The following is a 19,042-nucleotide window of genomic DNA, read 5'->3' on the forward strand; positions in this document are numbered from 1 at the left end:
TGTTTTAGCCTGCCGCTCAGTTGTACGCTGCCGCCCGTTCGATCAGCTCATCTAGCCCGGGCTCAGCGTCGTTGAGTGGTTTGCCCGGGTGGATGCAGTCGGAGGGGCAGATCTCTGCCGCTTCCACCATCTGGGCGAAGGTGCCGGCGCTGGCGTCAGCGATGTAGGCCTGGTTGCTATCGTTGTAGACGAACACCAGTGGGTTGATCGCCAGGCAGTCGTTACAGCTGGTGCAGAGTGGGCTGTCGATCCAGGGGTCTTCGTAACCGCCGATATCCTCCTCTGCCTCCGCCTCGTCTGGCGTCTCCGACTCAGCCGTCGGCTCGCTGACATCCGCTGCAGCCGGGCTGGGTTGTACCGGGGCAGTGGCTGCAATGCGCGGTGTGGCGCTTGTGAGATCCATGCCCATCAGCACCTCGGTGAGGCGCCCCATCACCTCGCTGGCAGCCTCGGCACGTACGCTGTTGATCTCAGCTTCGTGGGCGGCCAGCAGTTCGGCGCGCTCGGCATCGGCGGCGGCCTGGATCTCAGCGCGTGCCTTGGCGATGCCGATCTCGATATATTTGCTACCGATGCCGGCCATCTCCTGCAGGCTGTGCCAGTAGTTGAGGCGGTCGCGGCAGGCGTGCACCAGGGTCAGGCTGACCGCCAGCTGACGCAATTCGCCGTTGGCGTTGATCGCCCAGACATAAGGGATGTAGGCATCGGTCTGCTGCTGTGGCAGCGCTAGGTAGTCGGCAATCGGCAGTAGATTGTCCGACTCGCAGACCAATGGCACCGGCGTGAAGTGGTGGTGCAGGCGCGGGATTAGCAGCGCATAGTCGGCAAAGGTGAAGGCGCTCTGTGTCTTGATGACCTCGCCGTCGTTGTCGATGTAATTGAACTCGTGCAGCGGCCAGTCGCGATCGGGTTGGGGGTTGCCGCTGAAATCGACCCGCTCGGCGAAGCTGTCACCTTGCGCCGGGTTGAGCTGGAAGAAGGGGTGGACCCGGCCCTCCAGGGCAGCGCCAGCCACCAGCCAGGCGTTCAGCCCGACCCCTTGCCCCAGCGGACGCATGCCGATGTTGATCAGATGCAGGCTGGTGCGGGTCGCATTGAAAGCGGTGGTGAACTGTTGCAGGAGGTGTTCATGGCGCGCTGCAGAAGTCTGCCCGACCACCGCCTGGCGGTGGGCGATGCCCAGATAGCCGAGTTCGGTACGGAAGTGGGCAAAGGGGTCTTCTTCGGTGTCGCGACCGGGATTGGCGTGGGCCAGCACCCGTACCATGATCTGCACCGGCCGGCCGGAGTTGAGCAGCCGTGAGAACTGCGGCATCGCTTGGTTGGCGACGCGCAAAGCGGTCTCCAGGGCGATCACCGCCGGCACCAGTAGCAGCTCGTGCTGGGAGAAGGCCTCCCAGTTGAAACTAGCGAACCAGGGATCGTGGATCGAAGCGTCGTAGAGATCGTCGATCTCTAGCTGGGCGATCCGCGCGGCGGCAAATACTTTGGCGAGGCGTGCTGCCTCTTGGTCGAATAGATCTTGGGCGGTGGTGCATGGGTCGTCGGAGACCACCGACTCGAAACCTTCGATGTCACTGAAGATGGTGTTGTCCAGGTCTTTCAGGTGGACAAAACGCACCAGGGTGGGTTCCTGGCGGTACTCCTTGAGGATCTCGAGGGCGGTCTGCACGCGCTCTCGGCGCTCTGCGGACATGCCGACCGAACCCTGCGAGTGGTCCATTACTTGGGAGAGTGCGTTGACATCGAAGAGCGCAGCACTGCCGCCAACACTCTCTTTCAGGTGCTCCGGTTTACGCCCTGAATCGGATTTCTCCTTCTCGATATTGAGCAGCCGGCCGAGTCCGAGGATCTGCTCCTGGAGCTGTTCCTGAAACTGCGCCTGACGTGGGATTACCTGATGGCGGATTACATGGATCAGCAGGTGGATGGCCGGGTGGCGACCATAGGCGAGCAGTTGTCCCCCATCCGGGATCGCCTCCAGCAGCTTTTCCAGGTCGTCACTGAGGCGGGCGCTGCTGTCGCTGTCGAGACCGAGTTGCTGCACCATCTGTTCGCCGAGCTGTTGTAACAGCGGGCGGGCAGGCACTGGGGCTTCATCGTCCTTGGTGGCCTGGCGCAGCGCCTGCTCAATGCGCGGCAGGTTGTCTTTAAGGATGCGGGCATTGTCTGCGCCGGGAGCAACTGATTCGAGCGTTTCGCTGAGAAACTGGCTAAGGGGCTTAGCCAGCTCGGCTGCCTCAGCTGCCTGCCCATTTTCAGCTACAGGGTAGAGAAACAGGGGGTAGTCGTAGCGCAGACGGGAGGCATCCCGGTAGGGGGCCAGCAGAGCGGGGAGATAATCGTCGCCAAAGGGCTCCAGCTGCTCTTGCACTCCCGGGTTGCCGAGATGAAAGTGGCGCAGAGTGTAGAGGATATCCTTGCTCGCCTCGGCATCTTTGATGGCGGGCGGTTGTGCCGGCAGGGCAGAGCCTGCGCTGCCGGCGGTGGGTGCATTGGGTTCTGCGTTCATAGCGCGCTGCCTTGCCCTGGAACGGTTTTGTTGTTAGATGGAGAAGGCGTCGATAGCCTTGTCGATGGCCGCCAGCTTCTCTTCGTTGGTCTTCTCCAGGCCCTGAGCCGAGAGATCTTCGTAGACCACCGCGTCCGGATTGCGGTAGAGCAGGCCGAGCGGGATGCGTGTGGTGTCGTGGGCCAGCGCCATGGCGCCGAGCCAGTCGGACGGGTCGTGCTCCTGTGTCTCTTTGAAGACGCGCAACACCGAATCGTCCATCGGGATGCCGTTCTCGTGGGTCAGCAGCAGCATCTGCTCCGGGTTCTCCTGCATCGGTTTGCAGAAGTCCTCGGAGAAGACCGGGCAGCGCTGCAAGATGCGCACGAAGCTGGTGCCGCGATGCTGGTGGGCCGCCTTGATCGTCTCGTAGAGCATCGGCGGGTTCCAGTCGGGTACCTGGGCAACAAAGGAGACGTTGCTGATGCTCAGGGTGGTGGTCAGCGGATTCAGCGGCGGCAGCAGCGCGCCTCTGGGGTGGGTGTTGGTCTTCATCCCAGTGGGAGTGGTGGGCGAGGTCTGCTTCTTGGTCAGACCGTAGATGCCGTTATCGAAGATCAGCACCACCATGTCCATGTTGAGACGCATGGCGTGGATCCAGGGGCCGGCGCCGATGGAGAAGCAGTCGCCGTCGCCGGTGGCGACCCAGACGTCGAGGTCGGGGCGGCGTGACTTGACGCCATTGGCTATCGGCAGGGCGCGGCCGTGCAGGCCGTGGAAGCCGTAGGTGCCGACATAGTGGGGCATGCGGCTGGAGCAGCCGATGCCGGAGACGAAGACGCTCTTCTCCGGCGGCATCTGCGCATCGCGCAGCACCCGATGGGTGGCGTTGAGTACTGCAAAGTCGCCACAACCAGGGCACCAGCGGGCCTCGCCGCCGGCGTAGTCGCCGAGGGTGAAGTAGCGTTCAAAGACTTCGAGAGACCAGTCTGCTTTCAATCCAAACATGCTGACTCCTCCTTAGTTGTTCAGGCCAGCGAGCTTGCCGCTGATCACGTTGTAGAGCATGCCGGGCTGCAGCGGGTGACCATACACCACCGACCAGCAGTCGATGTCGACCAGGGTCTGGGCGCGCAGGATGATGGCAAGCTGGGCCAGCCGGCGATTCTCTTCGGTGATGAGCGGGTGGCTGAGATCGTCGCTGTAGTTGATCTCGATGGTCATCACCTTCTTGTAGTTGCTGAAGATTTCCTTCAGATGCGGCTCCATCGGCGAGAGGAAGCGCAGGTGCAGCTGGGAGACGCTCTTGCCCTCGGCGCGATGCAGGTCGACCGCTTCCTGCACGGCGCCCATGGTGGAGCCCCAGGAGACGATCAGCAGGTCGCCCTGCTCGTCGCCGTGTACCTCGGGCTTCTTCAGGGTCTTCTGCAGCGCGGCCAGTTTGCGGCTGCGCATGTGCATGCTGGTCTGGTGGGTGTCAGAGTCGTAGGCCACCTTGGAGCGGCTGGTATGCGAGAGGCCGGTCAGCACGTACATGCCGTTGCGCTGGCCTGGGATTGGGCGCTGCGACAGACCAGTCTCCTCATCCCAGTCGTAGGCGGGCACGTTGGGGTCCCAGGGCGACTGGTCGATCGGCGCTGCCAGCCACTCCTCCTGCAGTTCGGGGCGGTTCCAAGGCTGCACGCCGGTGGCTAGGTTGGCGTCGGTGAGCATGATCACCGGACCGCGAAAGGTCTCCGCCAGTTTGCGCGCCATGATTACGAAGTGGAAACACTCCTCGATGGTGGCGGGGGCGATGATGATCTTCGGCGCGTCGCCGGGCATGCCATAGAGGGAGGAGAGCAGATCCGCCTGCTCCACCTTGGTTGGCAGACCGGTGGAGGGGCCGCCGCGCTGCACATTGATGATTACCAGCGGGATCTCCGACATTACCGCCAGGCCAATCATCTCGGTCTTCAGCGCCATGCCGGGGCCGGAGGTGATGGTGCAGGCGGTCTTACCGGCGTAGGAGGCGCCGATAGCGAAACCGATGGCGGCGATCTCATCCTCTGCCTGGTGCACGAAACCGCCGACTTGGTCGTAGATGGCGGCGATATAGTGAGAGGCGGAGGTGGCGGGGGTGATCGGGTACATCGAGACCATATCCATGCCGGAGGCCATCACGCCCAGGCCGATGGCCTGGTTGCCGTTGCAGACCAGCACCTTCTCTTCGCCGGTGAGCGCCTTGGGCTCGATCTCCCAGCTGTAGTCAAAGTTGTTGCTGGCATATTCATAACCGGAGTTGAACAGGTCGATGTTCGGCTTGATGACCTTCTCCCCCTTGTGGGCGAAGGTGGCGGCGATCTCACTGCGGGCCAGGTCTGCATCCCGATTGTAGATATTGCAGACCATGCCGAGCACGAACATGTTTTTGCCCTTGCGTGCATTGGAGACGATCTTCAGACACTCCATCTCCATCGGCACCTCATGCACGATGAAGCCGTGTTCGGAGAATTCGCTGATCGCCTTGTTGTACTGCTCCTGGATCTTCTCTTGCGGATCACTCTTCCACTTGTTTTCCAGCAACACGATAGTGCCTTTCTTGTAGGCGCCGTCTGCGATGCGGGAGTAGAGCACCTGCTCGTTGAAGGCGACCACCAGGTCGGCCTCGTTGCCCATGTTAGTGACTCGGTCGGAGCCGATGCGGATGCGGATGCCGGAGGCCCCAGCCGGGGAGCGGGCCGGGGGCTGGATCTCGGCGGGAATGATCTCCACGGTCCAGACCCCGTTGCCCATCTTGCCGCTAACAGAGCCAAGGGTCTGCCCGCATTTCTGGGCACCTTCGCCGGAGTCACTGACGATCTCGACGATGTGTTCGTTGATCTTTGTGGCGGTTTTATTGCCTTTGAATTCGTCCACTTGAACGACGGTCTGGCCGCCATCAGCATGCTGAGTCATAAGCCACCCTGAATCTTCGGTTTTGGCTGGGAGTGAGGCCTGGTCCCGATCCCGCCGCATAAGCGCTTAACTGTTTCTGTCCAGCGGGCCAGTCCGGCCTCTCAGCCTTGGGATCTGGCATGGTCCACGGGATGGTAAACAAATGCGCCACATCGGCGGGTGTGGACAGCCGTCCGGCTCGGGGCGGTTGCCAGGAGCACGGCCTTCTGGAGCTGGATTGTATAAATTTTGAGCCGGGAAATATGGCAAACAATTACCCGTCCGGTCAAATATTTTTTATTGCCTAATGGTTGTTTTATGCATGTTTGCGCATTTTGCTGGCATAAGCTTACAAATTGTGCGGCTGTTCGACGAATATAATGAAGTGGTAAATTTCTGGACAAGACGCATGGGATCTATGTTAGCGGGGCTCGATCGCCTGCAGATACTCATCCCGAAAGTGGTAGAGGGAGCTTTCGAGTACCTTGACTGCGCCATCAAGCAGGTGGCAGCGCCCGGCTCCCGGCAATACCTTGCAGAGGTCGTAGAGGGATTCCAGGTCGGCCTGGCTGCCCTGCCCGGTGTCGATCTTGCTCAGCAGCAGTGAGATGTAGTAGGTGCCGGTCTTACAGGGCGGGCACTGGCCGCAGGAAGAGTCGGCAAAAAAGTTGACGTACTCGGTGACCCGCTTGACGATGCCGGTGCCCTCGGAGACCACGATCATCGCGCCGGTGCCGAGCGCCGAGCGGCGCGCCGCCACCGATTCGAAGTCGAGCGGCACGTCGAGATCCTTGGGTGTGAGGATGGTGTTGGAGGGGCCGCCGGTGAAGACTGCCTTCAGTTCCTTGCCCACCAGCATGCCGCCGCCATGCTCGAAGATCAGCTGCTCCAGCGGTGTGCCCATGGGCAATTCGTAGGCGCCGGGTCTGAGTACGTCACCGCTGAGGCAGTAGATCTTGGTTCCGGTGGCCGCGCCGATCCCCAGCGCCTGAAACCAGTCGGCGCCGTGGCGCATGATGTGAGGCACATTGGCCAGGGTCTCGGTGTTGTTGACCAGGGTCGGGTAGCCATGCACCCCGGACTCGGCGGGAAACGGCGGTTTGCCGCGCGGAAACGGGAAGTTGCCCTCCACCGATTCGATCGCTGCGGTCTCCTCGCCGCCAATGTAGTGGCCGGAGCTCTCCATCACGCTCAGCTCGATCGGCTTGCCCATCTGTTTCGCCAGCGAGAAGTAGAGTTCGGAGTCTTCCCACTGGGCCACCGCCTTGCGCATCTGTTCGAGGGAGTCGTGCTGCTCCGGGTTGATGTAGAAGATGATGCGGTTGATGCCGCAGGCGAGCGTACAGATGCAGGCCCCTTCGATTACCTGATGCGGGGTCTCGCTGAGCAGGATACGGTCCTTGAAGGTGCCGGGTTCGTCTTCGTTGCCGTTGACGATCAGGTATTTGTCGGTGGCATCCTGCTGGGCGGCGAGAAAGTGCCACTTCTTGTGGGTCGGGTAGCCGCTGCCGCCGAGGCCGCGCAGGCCAGCCTGTTCGATCTGCGCAATCAGCTTGTCCGGTGTCTCCAGCAGTGCTATCTGCAGCCCTTCACCACCACCAGCGGTGTGCCAGGCGTCAAAGTCGGCGCCAACCCGGATCGATTCGTGCAGCAGCACTTGATTGGATCGAGCCATGATCTACCTCTGTTTGTGGCGCCGCAGGCCGTCGTAGTCAGCGTCGGCGTCGAATTTGGCGTACTCGGGGAACAGCAGTGGTCCCTTATGATCCATCGGCATGGCTGCGGTCATCAGCTCGCGGCGCAGGCTGCTGAGGTGCTCGATGGAGATCTTGGTGTGGGGCCTACCGTGGCTCTGTTCGGCGGCATGCTGGCCGGCGCGCCGACCGAAGCTGATGATGTCGAGCAATGAGTTGCCCATCAGCCGGTTTTTGCCGTGGATGCCGCCGCAGACCTCGCCGATGCAGTAGAGGCCGGAGGTGCTGGAGGCGCCGTTTTTGTCGATCACCACGCCGCCGTTTTGGTAGTGCAGGGTGGGATAGATCAGCAGCGGGGTGTGGGTCGGGTCGACTCCGCTCTTCTGTCCCAGCTGCAGTAGTTTAGGGAAGCGCTGCTGCAGGATGCCGGGCTTGCGCAGCTCCAGTCCCGGGGTGTCGAGCCAGATGCCGACGGTCTTTTCGTCGACCTGGATGCCGCGGCCCTCCCGGCACTCGCGGATGATCGCGGCGGCGACATGATCGCGGGGCGCCAGCTCCTCGACAAAACGTTCGCCGGCGGCGTTGAGCAGGTAGGCCTCGGAGGAGCGCACGCCTTCGGTGATCAGGGTGCCGGCGAGGTGCTGTGGGAAGGCGAGCCCCGATGGGTGGTACTGGAATGAGTCGAGGTCGCGCAGCTTCGCGCCGAGGCGGTAGGCGAGTACCAGGCCGTCGCCGGTGGCGCCGAAGTGGTTGGAGGTGGGAAAGCCGTTGAGGTGCATACGGCCGATGCCGCCGCTGGCGAGGATCACCGCCTTCGCCTTCACCAGGGTGTAGCGGCAGTTCTTCAGGGAGGAGAGCACTGCGCCGGCACACTCGCCATGTTCGTTGGAGAGCAGCTCCACCGCCGGGTTGTAGTCTCTTACCTCGACTGGGCTGTTGCTGACCGCCTCGCGTAGTACCCGCATCATCTCCAGGCCGGTGTAGTCGCGATAGTAGACCACCCGTGGCGCCGAGGTGCCGCCGGCGCGGCGGGTCAGCAGCTCACCGTACTTGTCCAGGTCGAACTGCATGCCCTGTTGGATCAGCCAGCGGATCACCTCCGGGCCGTCCAGCACCATCTGCGCCGCCAGCTCGCGGTCGACATAGTGGTGGCCACCCTTGATGGTGTCATCGAAGTGCATTTGCGGGGTATCGCCCTTCTCCACCGAGGCCTGGATGCCGCCTTCCGCCATCACCGTGTTGCTGTCGCCGAGGCGCAGCTTGGTCGCCAGTGTCACCTTGGCGCCGCTGCGTGAGGCCTCAAGTGCAGCGGCACAGCCAGCGCCGCCGCCGCCGATCACCAGCACATCGGTCTCGCAGATGTTGGCACCGGCCAGATCGGCCTCGTCGATACGCGCATCTGACTGCAGCATCTGGGCCAGCTGATGGTGGCATGTGTTGCCCTTGTTGGGGCCGACCTGCAGTTTGACCATCGATCCTTCGGTGTGGTCTGGGTGGAACTCACGCAGCAGATCCTGGGTCGGGGTCTTGTCTGTCGACGGGTCGCGGAATTTGAGTGGTGTGTAGCGCCTGAGCGCTTCGCTGTAGGGGATGCCGTTGGCCATGTTGTTTCCGGAGCTGGGGCTCAGTAGGTAACCTGCAGGTCGCCCTTGCGCAGTTTTTCCAGTCGGTTGATCAGGTTCGAGGGGCGGATGTGGAAGTAGGCGGTGACGCGGCGCGAGAATAGCCCGACATGGTTGGGGGAGATGTGTTCTGGGCAGGCGGTCAGGCAGAGGTTGCACATCACGCACTCGACGAACAGTTCACCGGCCTCGCGGAAGCGCCCCTTGGAGGCCAGTTCGACGCCCCGCTCCACCTCGATGCCCTTGGGGCAGGACTGGTTGCAGCCACTGCAGTGACGACAGGCTTCGGCCTCAGGGAAGATCTGGTGGAACCTGGCCTGCACCTCCCAGGAGTTCTTGATGTCGTCGAGTTGGTAGGCGTGGTGGGTCGGGGTCGGGAAGACCAAGAAGTTGACCTGCATGCCCTCCTCCACCAACAGCTGGCAGCCTAGCTCCATCTTCACCTCGGGGCTGTCGGCGCGGCGCACCATCACCCGGCAGGAGCCGCACACCCCCTCCAGGCAGCCAACGCTTTTGACGCGCGGGTAGCCGGCATACCAGAGGGCCTGGATCACCGAGTGGTCCTCCGGAGCGGAGATCTCCTTGCCATTGATGCTGAGGCTGACCAGCTTGTCGCTCGATTGGTTCATAGTGGCTTCTTTACAGTCCGGTGCGCTCGACGCTCGCCTTGACCGCCTCCAGGGTGGTCTCGAACATCTGTTGCTCCTCGGCGGTGAGCGTGAACTCCACCACCTTTTCGACGCCGCCGCTGCCGATCACGCAGGGCACGCCCATAAAGTAACCGTCGACGCCATATTCGCCGCGACATAGCACGGCGGAGGCGATCACTCGCTTTTTATCCTTCAGGTAGGACTCGGCCATCTCGATGGCGGCGGCGGCGGAGCTGTAGAAAGCGCTGCCGTTGCCGAGTAGGCCGACGATCTCGGTGCCGGCGTTGCGGGTGCGCTCGACGATGCGCTGGATCGTCTCCTGATCCAGGAGTTCGGTGAGCGGGATGCCACCGACGCTGGCGGTGCGGGTGACCGGGATCATGGTGGGGCCATGGCCTCCCATCACTAGGCAGGAGACATCCTTCACTGAGAGGCCGGTCTCCATCGCGATGTAGGTGCGGAATCGGGCGGTGTCGAGTGCACCGGCCATGCCGATGATGCGCCCCGCGGGCAGACCGGAGAGCTTGTGGAAGGCGTAGACGATGGAGTCGAGCGGGTTGGTGGTGAGGATCACGAAGGCGTCCGGGGCATGCTGCTTAACTGCCGTGGCGACCTTTTTGGTGACGCTCAGGTTGATATCAAGCAGGTCGTCGCGCGACATGCCCGGTTTACGTGGCACGCCAGCGGTGACGATGATCACGTCGGCACCGGCGATCGCTGCCATTTCGCCGCTGCCGCTCAGTTCAACATCGACGCCGTCCACCGGGCGCATGCCCATCAGATCGAGGGCCTTGCCTTTCATCGGGTTTTGCAGGTGCGGTAGGTCGATAATCACGACATCACCCAGCTCCTTCTGGGTCGCTATCATCGCGAGTGTGCCACCGATCTGGCCGCCGCCGATCAGCGCAATCTTCTTTCTCGACATTAAAAACTTCCTCAGAATTCTTCTACTTGTGTCCGCATCTGTCGGGCATCTTTGGCCGAAAAGTGCCGAAATCATAGGGAAGTCGGTGTTTTTCGGCGGTGGGGCCGCATCGTTCAACGTCGCCCCAAGACGCGCGAACCACCAATCATAACCCAACCGGGTTGGGGGGTAAAAAATGCTGCCTGCTGCTATGACCGTCTGCCGTGCTGATCGTGGCTATTATTGGAGAACGGGTTTGTGAAGCAAGGGATAACAATGAACAAAATTACTATTGTGGGTGCGGGCCGAGTCGGTGAGACCACCGCGCAGATGTTGGCCGAGTCCGAATTGTGCCGGGAAGTGATGCTGGTGGATATCCGCGAGGATGCGCCCCAAGGGGTGGCGCTGGATGTGTTGCAGACCTCGAGTTTCTTCCGTTTCGATACCCGGGTCTCCGGCTCCAACGACCCGGCGGCGATGGCTGGTTCGGATCTGATCGTGGTAACTGCCGGGGTGCCACGTAAGCCAGGCATGTCGCGTTCCGATGTACTGGAGGTGAATCTGGGTGTGATCGACGGCATTGTCGACAATGCTCTGCAGTATGCGCCGCAGGCGATGATGTTGGTGGTGAGCAACCCGGTGGATGTGCTGACCTTCCGCGCCTGGCAGCGCAGTGGTTGGGCGCGCGGGCGGGTGTTCGGTCAGGCCGGGGTGCTGGATGCCTCGCGTATGGCCAGTTTCATCGCGATGGAGACCGGCTTCTCCTCCCGCGACGTGACCACCATTGTGCTCGGTGGCCATGGTGATTCAATGGTGCCCCTGCCCCGTTTTTGCACCATCAACGGTATTCCCATCGAGCACTTCATCAGTCGTGAGAAGATCGATGCGATCATCGAACGGACCCGTAACGGCGGGGCGGAGATCCTCTCGCTGCGCAAGAACAGCAGTGCCTACGATGCCCCTGCCGCGGCCATCACCTCGATGATCGATGCGATCGCCAACAATCGCCGGCGCATCATGCCGACGGTGGCGATTCTGCAGGGGGAGTATGGCGCTGAAAAGATCGCGATGGGGGTGCCCTGTGTGCTCTCCGAGGTGGGGGTCGAGTCGGTGGTTGATCTGGGCCTGACTGCGGAAGAGATGGCGCTGTTCGAGGCCTCGGTGGCGGCGGTGCGGGCGGATATCGCCAGGTTGTAGTGGCTTGGCAAGGAAAAACTATTTCCTGGGAGATGAATGATGACAGAGAAATATTTTTTACTGCAGGATGAAGCGGCAGGGGAATCGATCAGGTTGTCGGTGAGGGAGTCGGTGCAGGGGCCGCCGGCAATCGATGTTTCCAGGCTCTATCGGGATAGCGGGATCTTTACCTACGATCCGGGCTTTATGTCCACAGCCAGCTGTGAAAGCCGCATCACCTATATAAATGGTGAGGCTGGGGTGTTGGAGTATCGCGGTTATCCAATTGAGCAACTGGCGGCTCAGGCCGACTTCATCGAGGTGGCCTATCTCCTGCTCTACGGCGAGTTGCCAAATGCAGAGCAGCTGCAGCGTTTTGATCACCTGATCACCTACCACACGATGCTCAACGAGACGCTGAAAAACTTCTTCAACGGCTTCCACTACGATGCTCATCCGATGGCGATCATGGTAGGTGTGGTGGGTTCCCTCTCTGCCTTCTATCACGACTCCCTCGATATTGATAATCCTCGCCATCGGGAGATTTCAGCGCATCGCCTGATCGCCAAGATGCCGACGATTGCGGCGGCTAGCTACAAGCACAACATCGGTGAGCCGATCGTCTATCCACGCAATGACCTTTCCTACTGCGGCAACCTGCTGCGCATGATGTATGCCACCCCCTGTGAGGAGTATCAGCCCGACCCGGTGGCCGAACGGGCGCTCAACCTGCTGTTCATCCTGCATGCGGACCATGAGCAGAACGCCAGCACCTCCACGGTGCGGCTGGCCGGCAGCTCCCAGGCCAACCCCTTCGCCTGTATCGCGGCTGGTATCGCCTCGCTCTGGGGGCCGGCCCATGGTGGCGCCAACGAGGCGGTGCTGAACATGCTGACGGAGATCGGTGATGTCGCCAATATCGATAAATATATCGCCAAGGCGAAGGACAAGAATGATACGTTTCGGCTAATGGGCTTTGGTCACCGGGTCTACAAAAACTATGATCCACGCGCCGGCATCCTGCGGGAGATGTGCCTGGAGGTGTTGGAGAAACTCGCCGACAGCAACAATCCGATGTTTGAGCTGGCGTTGAAGCTGGAAGAGATCGCCCTCAGTGATGAGTACTTCGTGGAGCGCAAGCTCTATCCTAATGTCGACTTCTATTCGGGCATTATCTACCGGGCGCTGGGGATCCCAAACAACATGTTCACGGTGATGTTTGCCATCGGTCGTACGGTGGGTTGGGTGGCCCACTGGATGGAGATGATGAGCGATCCGCTGCAGAAGATCGGTCGCCCGCGGCAGATCTATAAAGGTGCGCCGCGGCGTGACTATGTGCCACTCGACAAGCGCTGAGTGGAGCGGTCAGGTCGGCGTCTGATTGAGCAGTGCGCTGAGCTGATCACGGTTGATGCTTCTGATCGGCTGGTCGCTGCCGGGTTCGATTGGTCGGCTGTAGCGTCCTTTCGGGGGCAGCACGATCAGTTCAAAGGCGCTCTCGCCGGCGCGAAAGCGGAAGCTGGGCATGGGCTTGGGATGGCCGTTGCCAAACCGCAGCAGGTGTTCGCTGTCACGCCAGGGGATGTTCAAGTCGGAGAGGGCGAAGATCACCTCTTCCGGAGTGTCGGCGAACAGCAGCAGCTGGATCGCTGAGTTGCGGTCTGCGGTGCCGGCTTGCACCGCGCCGATCAGTAGCGGCAGAAAGCGGCTGAGAGCGTGCATCGCTTCGAGGGCGTCGCGTTGAAGCTGCTGCAGCGCGCTGGTCTGCTGCTCACCCAGAAACAGCCGCTGCTGCTCGCGCAACGCCTCTTCGATCTCCTCCCTTCGCGGCATCTGTCGTAGGTCGTTGAGGCCGAGACGGTTTGCCGCCTTGCGGCTGGCGTAGGCGTAATCCCCGGAGCGCTGTTCAGTCAGGATGCGCGCAGCTTCGTAGGCGATGCGGCGCTGAAGTTCACGTTTGTCGGCCTTCATCTGTTGTTTTAGAAAGGATCGACCTCAGGTGTTGATGTGTCGCCGCCGTTGGGGTTGAGGGTGGTGCTTGGAGTTGTTTCGCTGCTGGGTGGTGTTGGCGCGTATTGCTCGCGAAAGGTCTCGAAGATGGCGTTCTTCTGGCTCGCGCTCACCGCCTCACCGGTCTCCGGATCGATACGCACGGTGACCATGCCGGGAGGCATCTCCAGAGGCGATTCCGGTTTTCCTTCCAGGGCGACCCGCATGAAGTCGATCCAGGCCGGGAGCGCTGCTCTGCCCCCCACTTCACCCCGGCCGAGAGGCTGGACGTCATCGAAGCCGACCCAGACGATGGCAACCAGGTCGCGGTGGAATCCGTTGAACCAAGCATCACGCTGGTCGTTGGTGGTGCCGGTCTTGCCAGCCAGATCGCTGCGGCCGAGCTGCTTGGCGCGGGTTGCGGTGCCCGACTGGATTACATCGCGCATCATGGAGTTCATTAGGTAGTAGTTTTGCGCGGAGATGACCCGTTGAGCGCAGCGTTGCGGGGGCGGTTCGGTGGCGGAGAGAGGAGCGGCTTTGTCCGCGGCGGTTGGGCTGGGTGTCTGCTCGGACGGCTCACAGACGATCTCGGGTTCGGCTTTGAAAAGGGTTTCGCTCCGGTCGTTTTCAATGCGTTTTATCAGGTATGGCGTGATGCGATAACCGCCATTGGCCAGCACGGCATAGCCCTGAGCCATCTGCAGTGGGCTGATGGCGCCGCTGCCGAGGGCGAGGGAGAGGTCGTGTGGTAGTTCGCTTTTACTGAAGCCGAAACGGCTGATGTAGTCGAGGGTGGTTTCGATGTTCATCGACCGCAGCAGCCGTATCGAGACGAGATTGCGGGATTTTTTCAGCGCATAGCGCAGCCGGGTCGGACCAAAAAATCGACCGCTGTAGTTCTCCGGTCGCCAGGCTGCCTCCAGTGCTGGGTCTTCAAATACCACCGGGGCGTCGTTGATCAGGCTGGCGGGGGTGTAGCCTGCTTCTAGTGCGGCGGAGTAGATGAATGCCTTGAAGCCAGAACCGGGCTGGCGTTTGGCCTGGGTGGCCCGGTTGAACTTGCTCCAGTAGAAGTCGTAGCCGCCGGTGAGGGTCTGGATCGCGCCGTCGTTGGGGTTGAGGGAGATGAAGGCACCGGCAACTTGGGGGATCTGCGCCAGACGCCAAATGGGTTCGCCCTCTGGCTGCGGTTCATGCGTAACGCGGATCAGGTCGCCGGGTTTGAGGATCTCAGCGGCGTTTTTTGGTGCGTTTCCGACCTTTTCCTGGTTGATGAACGGAGCGGCCCAAGCGAGACCTAGCCATTCAAGCGTGATGCTGTCGCCGTTACCGATGTAGACCGTGGCGGATTTTTCCTGCACCTCGGTGACTATGCCGCTGGTGAGTTGAGCGATCGGCTTGAGCTCTGCGAGCAGTGGATCGAGGGTTTCCGGGATGGAGGGGTGTGGCAGTGTCCGATTGCCCTCCGCACCACGGTAGCCGTGGCGCTTATCGTAGGCAAGTAGGCTGTTGCGTAGGGCAGTGTTGGTGGTCTGCTGAAGGCGGCTGTCGATGGTGGTGAAGATGCGGTAGCCGCCAGTATAGGCCTGGTTGCCAAAACGGGCGACCGCCTCGGCACGGGCCATTTCGGCTACGTAGGGTGCGTCTACCTCGCTGAGCGCCTGGTGCAGGGAAGCGCTCAGCGGGGCGATGCGGGCCGCCTCATACTCTTCAGCGGAGATGAAGTCCAGGCTGCGCATCCTGCCGAGCACATAGTTGCGGCGCTGCTTTGAGCGCGTGGGGTTGCTGATGGGGTTGTTTTTTGAGGGTGCCTTTGGCAGACCTGCAACCATGGCGATCTCCGCCAGTGTGAGTTCGCTGATCGGTCGTCCATAGTAGACCAGCGCGGCTGCGCCAACGCCGTAGGAACGATGCCCCAGATAGATTTTATTGAGGTAGAGTGCCAGGATCTCCTCTTTGCTGAGTTCGCTTTCGATCTTGAGGGAGAGGAATATCTCATTGAGTTTACGGGTGAAGGTCTTCTTTCGACTTAGGAAGAAGTTTCGCGCCACCTGCATGGTGATAGTGCTGCCGCCCTGACGGCGCTCTCCGGTCAGCAGCAGCTGGAATGCGGCCCGTAGCAGGCCGTGATAGTCAACGCCCGGATGTTCGAAGAAGCGGTCATCTTCGGCGGCCAGGATCGCCTGGATCAGGCGCTTTGGTACCTCGTCATATTGCAGCGGCTCGCGACGCTTCTCGCCGAATTCGGCAATCAGTTTGTTGTCGTTGCTGTAGATTCGAAGCGGGACCTGAAAATGGATGTCTTTAAGAACATCGATGGATGGCAGGTCAGGCTTTAGATAAAGATAGGTGCCGTAGATACCGGACAGGCCCAGCAAAAACATGACGAGAGCCGGGAGAAGGATGAATTTTACGATTTTATGCAGTGGCTTCATGCGCTACATCACAGAAAAAAGGGGCCCTGGGAGACCAGAATGGAGTGCTCGTAGATCGAGCCATTGGGCTCTTGGTCGATCAGGGGGGATGACTGAGGACAAAGATCTCTCCGTTAGTCGCGTGCTGCGCGGAAAAGTTGCGTGTTCCAATAAATGTTGTTGGTTATTTTGTCGCGGCGCAGGTCACTGTTTCTCGCTCAGATTATCCCAGTGTTTGTGAGAAGCGATATACTAACAGAACTTGGCAGAGGGTTTGTGGTTGTTGGCAAAAAACGGCTTCACAAAAAAATCATTTGCTGCTATATAGTTAACTAATCTAGTTAAAGAGATTCCTCGGTTTTGGGACTTGGGGAAGGCTTTTCAGGAAACCCGCATGTTCTTCGGTAGAAAAAATCCACCTCTGGTTGGGATTGATATCAGCTCTACGACAGTAAAATTGTTGGAGCTTTCCTCGAATGCCGGCCGTGGTGGCGCCATGTACCGGGTGGAGGCCTATGGTGTAGAGCCTTTGCCGCCAAATGCAGTTGTTGAAAAAAACATCGCCGATGTTGACGCTGTGGGAGAGGCGATCAAGGCTGTATTGCGGCGTTCCGCTTCCAAGGCAAAGCAGGCGGCGGTGGCCGTCTCGGGATCGGCGGTTATCACCAAGGTGATCTCTATGCCGGCCGCCCTGTCAGACCAGGAATTGGAGAGCCAGATCCAGCTGGAAGCTGATCAGTACATCCCTTACCCCTTGGAGGAGGTCAATATTGACTTTGAGGTGCTGGGAACATCGGAAAAAAATCCGGAGTTGATGGATGTGCTACTGGCGGCGTCGCGTAGTGAGAATGTGGACGATCGGGTTGCTGTCTTGGAGTTGGCCGGGCTGACTGCGGCAATCGTCGATGTTGAAGCCTATGCGATGGAGAACGCATGTTCTCAACTCGTTGACCAGTTGCCTGAGCATGGGGTTGACCAGACTATTGCCGTGGCCGATATTGGCGCTACCACCACTACCCTCAACGTTCTGCACAACAACAAGATCATCTACACACGTGAGCAGAATTTTGGAGGGCGGCAGCTTACCGAAGAGATTCAACGGAGGTATGGGCTTTCATTGGAAGAGGCAGGAATGGCAAAGCGCCAGGGTGGTCTGCCGGACAATTATGTGCCCGAAGTGCTGGAGCCATTTAAAGAGGCGATGGCGCAGCAGGTGAGTCGCTCGCTCCAGTTCTTCTTTTCATCCAGTGCCTACAGCAGTGTTGAACACATTGTGTTGGCAGGTGGCAGTTCATCGATTCCCGGTGTCGATGAGTTGATCGAGGAGAAGTTGAGCACGCCTGCCTCGGTGGCAAATCCATTTGCCAATATGTCAGTGTCGTCCAAAGTGAAGCCACAGGCGCTTAGCGCAGATGCTCCAGCCTTGATGATAGCTTGTGGGCTAGCCCTGAGGAGTTTCGATTAATGGCGCGTATCAATCTACTTCCGTGGCGTGAAGCGGAGCGCAAAAAGCGGCAGCGGGAGTTTGGTTTCATGCTGATGGCGGCTGTTGTGGTGACGGTCATCGCCATCATCTCATTGCATATGCATATTCAGAGCTTGATTGCTGTTCAGGATAGCCGCAACACTTTCCTTGGGAGGGAGATTGCTATTGTTGAGCAGCAGATCAAGGAGATCAGCGACCTTGGCAGAACAAAGGCGGGGTTGTTGGCACGAATGAATATCATCCAAGAGTTGCAAAGTAGCCGCCCTCAGATAGTCCATCTGTTTGATGAGTTGGTTGCGACTCTGCCGGAAGGGGTCTATCTGACCAAAGTCAGTCAGTCGGGAACCCGGGTGAAGATTACAGGGCGGGCGCAATCTAATGCCAGGGTCTCTGCATTTATGCGCAAAATCGAGGCATCCCAATGGTTAGGCAAACCCAACCTTAACTTGATCGAAAATAAAGAAGAGACTGGTACTGGTCTTAGCCATTTTGTGCTGGTTGCGCAGCAGATCTCCCAAAATAGGGAGGAAGAGAAGTGAACCTACAGGAGCTCAATGAACTTGATTTTAACAACATTGGCCAATGGCCGATGGTGGTCAAGCTTATCCTGGTATTGATCGTGTGCGTGCTGGTTGGGGCCGTCGGATATTATGTGGATACTGAAAAGCAGCTCAAAAAGCTGAAGCAGGTTGAACAGAAAGAGTTGAAGTTGCGTGATGAATTCGTTGAGAAGCAATCGAAGGCGGCGAATCTTGATGCCTATAAAAAGCAGCTTGAAGAGATGAAGCAATCGTTCGGTGCCATGTTGCGCCAGTTGCCGAATAAAACCGAGGTTGCTGATCTGTTGGTCGATGTTTCGCAGACTGGGCTGGCAGCAGGTCTGGAATTCGAACTGTTTAAGCCTCAAGGAGAGGTGCCACGAGAATTCTATGCAGAGTTACCAATCAAGATCAAGGTGAATGGTTATTATCATGAGTTTGGTGATTTTATAAGTGGTTTGGCTGCCCTGCCACGAATTGTCACCATACATAATGTAAATATCTCGCACCGGAAAAGGCGAACAGCGGGGGCAGATGATGGCCGTCTGATTTTGGAGGCAACAGCTAAGACCTACCGCTATATGAACGAGGAGGAGGAACAATGATGCTCTCCTCTCCCACTATGCGCTCAAGGTGGTGGTTTGTTCTGGTGCCGCTTTTTGTGATGGCAGGCTGTACTGAGTCCCGTGTTGATGACCTGGAACGCTTCGTTGCTGATACCAAGTCAGCGACACCGCCCCGTATAGATCCTCTGCCAGAAGTGAAACAGATTGATACCTTCTTATATGAGAGTGGGGGGCGACGTGACCCCTTTTCATCGGAGGTCCAGCAGACAGAGATTGACCGGGTTGCCGTGGATGATGGTGTTTCGCCTAACTTCAATCGACGTAAGGAGGAGTTGGAACACTTTCCGCTCGACTCGATTCGAATGGTTGGTACTCTGGAGCAGGATGGAACCACTTGGGGTCTGGTGCAGACGCCTGAAGGCACGATTCACAGGGTGCGGGCTGGGAATTACATGGGGCGGAATCATGGGCGGGTGACTGTGATTTCGGAAGAGAAGATAGACCTGACGGAAATTGTTCAGGACGGTTTAGGCGGATATCGTGAGCGTTTGGCCTCCCTTGCGTTGACGGAATAATCCAGAGGATTTATGAA

15 protein-coding genes are annotated in these 19,042 nt (G+C 59.6%); 6 read left to right on the forward strand and 9 right to left on the reverse strand.

What is annotated here, in order from left to right:
- Positions 1 to 16: 16 nt before the first annotated feature.
- From Ga0074115_RS02080 to mdh (Ga0074115_RS02110), 7 genes are all read right to left on the reverse strand, one after another.
- Entirely contained in the window at positions 17 to 2,512 is a 2,496-nt protein-coding gene (locus Ga0074115_RS02080; RefSeq protein WP_057955766.1) for a ferredoxin, read from the reverse strand.
- A gap of 33 nt (positions 2,513 to 2,545) precedes the next feature.
- Positions 2,546 to 3,499 (reverse strand): thiamine pyrophosphate-dependent enzyme, encoded by a 954-nt coding sequence (locus Ga0074115_RS02085; protein WP_057955767.1) that lies wholly within the window; start codon positions 3,497 to 3,499, stop codon positions 2,546 to 2,548.
- 12 nt (positions 3,500 to 3,511) lie between these two features.
- Positions 3,512 to 5,428, reverse strand: coding sequence for a 2-oxoacid:acceptor oxidoreductase subunit alpha (locus Ga0074115_RS02090; RefSeq protein WP_232432854.1), 1,917 nt, complete (start codon positions 5,426 to 5,428; stop codon positions 3,512 to 3,514).
- 400 nt (positions 5,429 to 5,828) lie between these two features.
- The gene (locus Ga0074115_RS02095) at positions 5,829 to 7,082 is read right to left on the reverse strand and encodes a complex I 51 kDa subunit family protein (protein ID WP_060528153.1); all 1,254 of its coding nucleotides are present in this window, start codon (positions 7,080 to 7,082) and stop codon (positions 5,829 to 5,831) included.
- Positions 7,083 to 7,085: 3 nt separating this feature from the next.
- Positions 7,086 to 8,705, reverse strand: coding sequence for an FAD-dependent oxidoreductase (locus Ga0074115_RS02100; protein ID WP_060528154.1), 1,620 nt, complete (start codon positions 8,703 to 8,705; stop codon positions 7,086 to 7,088).
- Positions 8,706 to 8,725: 20 nt separating this feature from the next.
- The gene (locus Ga0074115_RS02105) at positions 8,726 to 9,352 is read right to left on the reverse strand and encodes a 2Fe-2S iron-sulfur cluster-binding protein (protein ID WP_005958505.1); all 627 of its coding nucleotides are present in this window, start codon (positions 9,350 to 9,352) and stop codon (positions 8,726 to 8,728) included.
- Positions 9,353 to 9,362: 10 nt separating this feature from the next.
- Positions 9,363 to 10,298, reverse strand: coding sequence for a malate dehydrogenase (gene mdh / locus Ga0074115_RS02110; protein WP_057956450.1), 936 nt, complete (start codon positions 10,296 to 10,298; stop codon positions 9,363 to 9,365).
- Between the two features lie 255 nt (positions 10,299 to 10,553).
- Between mdh (Ga0074115_RS02110) and mdh (Ga0074115_RS02115) the strand changes: the two genes are divergently transcribed.
- On the forward strand, positions 10,554 to 11,474 hold the full coding sequence (gene mdh / locus Ga0074115_RS02115; protein WP_057956451.1) for a malate dehydrogenase: 921 nt from the start codon (positions 10,554 to 10,556) through the stop codon (positions 11,472 to 11,474).
- A 39-nt stretch (positions 11,475 to 11,513) separates the two neighbouring features.
- Positions 11,514 to 12,809, forward strand: coding sequence for a citrate synthase (locus Ga0074115_RS02120; RefSeq protein WP_060528166.1), 1,296 nt, complete (start codon positions 11,514 to 11,516; stop codon positions 12,807 to 12,809).
- Positions 12,810 to 12,818: 9 nt separating this feature from the next.
- Here Ga0074115_RS02120 and Ga0074115_RS02125 read toward each other — a convergent pair whose 3' ends face one another.
- Positions 12,819 to 13,424 (reverse strand): hypothetical protein, encoded by a 606-nt coding sequence (locus Ga0074115_RS02125; RefSeq protein ID WP_057956452.1) that lies wholly within the window; start codon positions 13,422 to 13,424, stop codon positions 12,819 to 12,821.
- Positions 13,425 to 13,432: 8 nt separating this feature from the next.
- Complete coding sequence (locus Ga0074115_RS02130) at positions 13,433 to 15,880, reverse strand: penicillin-binding protein 1A (protein ID WP_057956453.1); 2,448 nt, start codon at positions 15,878 to 15,880, stop codon at positions 13,433 to 13,435.
- A gap of 373 nt (positions 15,881 to 16,253) precedes the next feature.
- Between Ga0074115_RS02130 and Ga0074115_RS02135 the strand changes: the two genes are divergently transcribed.
- The 4 genes from Ga0074115_RS02135 to Ga0074115_RS02150 are packed head-to-tail and all read left to right on the forward strand — an operon-like array spanning position 16,254 to position 19,025.
- Positions 16,254 to 17,324: a pilus assembly protein PilM gene (locus tag Ga0074115_RS02135; RefSeq protein ID WP_057956467.1), complete on the forward strand. Its 1,071-nt coding sequence runs from the start codon at positions 16,254 to 16,256 to the stop codon at positions 17,322 to 17,324.
- Entirely contained in the window at positions 17,324 to 17,884 is a 561-nt protein-coding gene (locus tag Ga0074115_RS02140) for a PilN domain-containing protein (RefSeq protein ID WP_060528155.1), read from the forward strand. The genes Ga0074115_RS02135 and Ga0074115_RS02140 overlap by 1 nt, the downstream gene beginning before the upstream one ends.
- Positions 17,881 to 18,489, forward strand: coding sequence for a type IV pilus inner membrane component PilO (locus Ga0074115_RS02145; protein WP_057956455.1), 609 nt, complete (start codon positions 17,881 to 17,883; stop codon positions 18,487 to 18,489). Before Ga0074115_RS02140 ends, Ga0074115_RS02145 begins: the two co-directional genes overlap by 4 nt.
- Positions 18,486 to 19,025: a pilus assembly protein PilP gene (locus Ga0074115_RS02150; protein ID WP_057956456.1), complete on the forward strand. Its 540-nt coding sequence runs from the start codon at positions 18,486 to 18,488 to the stop codon at positions 19,023 to 19,025. Before Ga0074115_RS02145 ends, Ga0074115_RS02150 begins: the two co-directional genes overlap by 4 nt.
- Positions 19,026 to 19,042: the final 17 nt, after the last annotated feature.

This window comes from endosymbiont of Ridgeia piscesae, from assembly GCF_001443665.1.
In the GTDB taxonomy this organism is placed as follows: Bacteria; Pseudomonadota; Gammaproteobacteria; order Chromatiales; family Chromatiaceae; genus Endoriftia; species Endoriftia persephonae.